This is a genomic window from Pseudanabaena biceps PCC 7429 (genome assembly GCF_000332215.1).
Classification (GTDB): domain Bacteria; phylum Cyanobacteriota; class Cyanobacteriia; order Pseudanabaenales; family Pseudanabaenaceae; genus Pseudanabaena; species Pseudanabaena biceps.
The window spans coordinates 1-2,674 of sequence record NZ_ALWB01000365.1 but is presented as its reverse complement, the minus strand read 5'-3'; the positions used below and the strand labels follow the sequence as shown (position 1 = coordinate 2,674).

Here is a 2,674-nt window from a genome sequence, read left to right as displayed (position 1 = left end):
TTACTTAAAACATCCTACTAATACCAATTCACGAAAGTGTGACAACACTTTTGTGAGCTATAGCTATATTCAGTAATGTTAGGACAAAAATCAAACCCAATAGAGAGTTGCGGCGCTTTGCACCGCAACTCTCTATTGGGTTTTAAGTGAATATACCAAATTAAGAAATAGCGTAGCCATTTCTTAATTTGGTATAACAAGAATGGGCGATACTATGTGTTGTGGGAATTGTCGTTCTTGCTAGTCCGTTCTCATCGCGAAGTCTTGTCATCTATTTCAGAGAGGTTTTATTCAGTGAGGAGTTTGTTTACAGCTACGATTCTCGCGGTCAATGTCGGTAGCCTATCTGCTCCTGCGATCGCCAATACGCTTAATGAGTTACCAGTTTCCAGCCCAAGCTCAAAGCTGAATATAATTGCGGCTCAGCCTAAAGCGATTCTTCAGAATTCGGGCTCTAATCAATTTGCTCGGCGCTCCCTCAATCTTGCTAAACAAATTCCCTCTGATGCGATCGGCTTTTTGATACTCGATATTGATCGCACCTCTTGGCAAGTCTTAGGTTCTTCTTCCGTATCACCCGTTTTAGCTCTTGATAAATTACTGAGTTTTATAACCCTGTCTTCTGGTTTTTCTATTACTAAGGATGTCCAGCCTTGGTTAGGTAATGAATTAGCGATTTCCCTATGGGGTAATGGTGGCGATAGCGATTTATCGTTTGTTGCACTTGCACCGATCGCTGATGGACAAAAGTTCGAGCTTTTCTTGCAAAAATTAAAGAAGCTCAACTTACCGAAACCAACTGAAATCCAATATCAAAATGTCAAAATCTTAGAGTGGCAATTTGAGGAGGAGAAGTTTGGTGACAGGAAACCCGTGCTTTCGCAAAGCTTAAATTCACGAAAATCTCTTTTATCACACCTACAGGATCAAGCTTCAGATCTCAAGAATGCCGATCTCAAGAATAAAGACGAGCATCCCCCTAATTCTGGAGATAATGAGCCAATTATTCCTGGCTTTTTTGACTTCAGGTTGCAACGATTGGCGATCGCCCAACTGCCCAGTGGAGTTGCTGTCATCGCAACGGATCGCCAAGCTATTCAGAAGATGGTCGATCTGGCTGCGGTTAATTCCGAGCAGGCTTTGCCCTCCTTGGCGGAGAACCAGCTCTTTTTGCGATCGCTCAATCATCCTCTCTGGGATCGCTCGTTGCTAGCTGGCTATGGAGATTTTAAAGGTTTGGGGCAAATTGCCGAAATCTTAGCGGCGGATCTGCCTGAGACTTCAGAACTGCCAGGATTAAGCCGTTCCGAATATCTGCAAGGTTTGCAATACACCCTTGGACAGTACAGCAGTTTCGATCTGTTTACATGGCTCGATCCTAAGGGAGTGCGCAGTCAAAGTAATAGTTATTTTGCGGAGGTGCGTCCCCCTGTACCTAAGGATAATGGAACTAGAGATCGGCTACTGTCCTATTTGCCCTCAAATATCTATGGTGCAATTACCAGTCGGAATTTCAGTCGCCAATGGCAATGGTTTGTGGAAGAGTCAAAAAAACAGCCTTCCTATAGGATCCTTGTGGAAGGATTACGAATGCTCTCTTCTTCGATTGCCGATCCTAATTTAGATCTAGACATTGAGAAGGATATTATTGCCTTGATGGATGGAGAATATGCCGTTACGATATTTCCCAGCGATCGCTCTCCATTTAAAGAATTTGGCAGTGATATCGCAGCGGGAATGCTCATCCGTACATCTAAGCCCGATGCGGTTAATAAGACATTGGGCAAAGTAACTAAGTATTTTAATAACTTTTTAGTTCCCAAAAACATTGCCCAAGTCAAAAAACGTCAGATTGGTACGACTTTGTTGACTAGTCTGGAGTTCCCTGACGATCGCGAAGTTGGGAAAACTCAAAGTGCCTTTGCCTATGGGTGGCGTGATCCCCAGACTCTGATCCTTACAATTGGTTATCAAACCGTTGCGGATTTTATTCCTACTCCCAAGCCTGCCCTTGCGGATTCGGAAATGTTTCGCGATGCGATCGCGGATATGCCCAAGCCCAACTTTGGCTATTTTTATCTCAATGCTAATGCGATCGCCAAGCAAATCGCTTTATTCTCTATTGCCTATTTCAGCGAACTTGATGCGCCACCCAATTCCGAACCTCCCCAATCGGAAACATCAAGCCCCGACCAATCCACAAAAAAGGTTTTACCAGAACTACTCCAAAAAACGATCGATCGATTAGGCGGTGCGGTTTTTGTGTATTCCGAAACTAGCGATCGCTTCCAAGCCGATTTCTTCTTGGGCTTAAATCCATAAATATAGGCAATAGCCTGCCATTGCTGCGCTCCATAAGAAAAATGTGGCGCGAAGCAGTGATACTAAGCAAAATTTTAGAAGATGGATGGCAGCGCAAAGCGCCGCCATCCACCCTTTGGACTAATTCGTCAACTAGAGGGTTGTCGCGCTCCGCGCGGCAACCCTCTTTTGTTTATACTCTGATACATTTGACGGCAGCTATAGAAAAAGGGAACTAATACCAAAGCTCAAAATGGCGTAGCCATTTTGAGCTTTGGTATAAATAACGTGAGTTCGGGATAATTTGAAACGGGCTTTGAGAAAGGATTTGCTACGCAAATCCTTTCTCAAAGCCCAAAAGTAAAAGCCTTGC

1 protein-coding gene is annotated in these 2,674 nt (G+C 44.0%); it reads left to right on the top strand.

All coding sequences use genetic code 11. From position 1 onward, the window contains the following. Positions 1 to 216: 216 nt before the first annotated feature. Entirely contained in the window at positions 217 to 2,322 is a 2,106-nt protein-coding gene (locus PSE7429_RS22340) for a DUF3352 domain-containing protein (RefSeq protein ID WP_158467666.1), read from the top strand. Positions 2,323 to 2,674 lie beyond the last annotated feature (352 nt).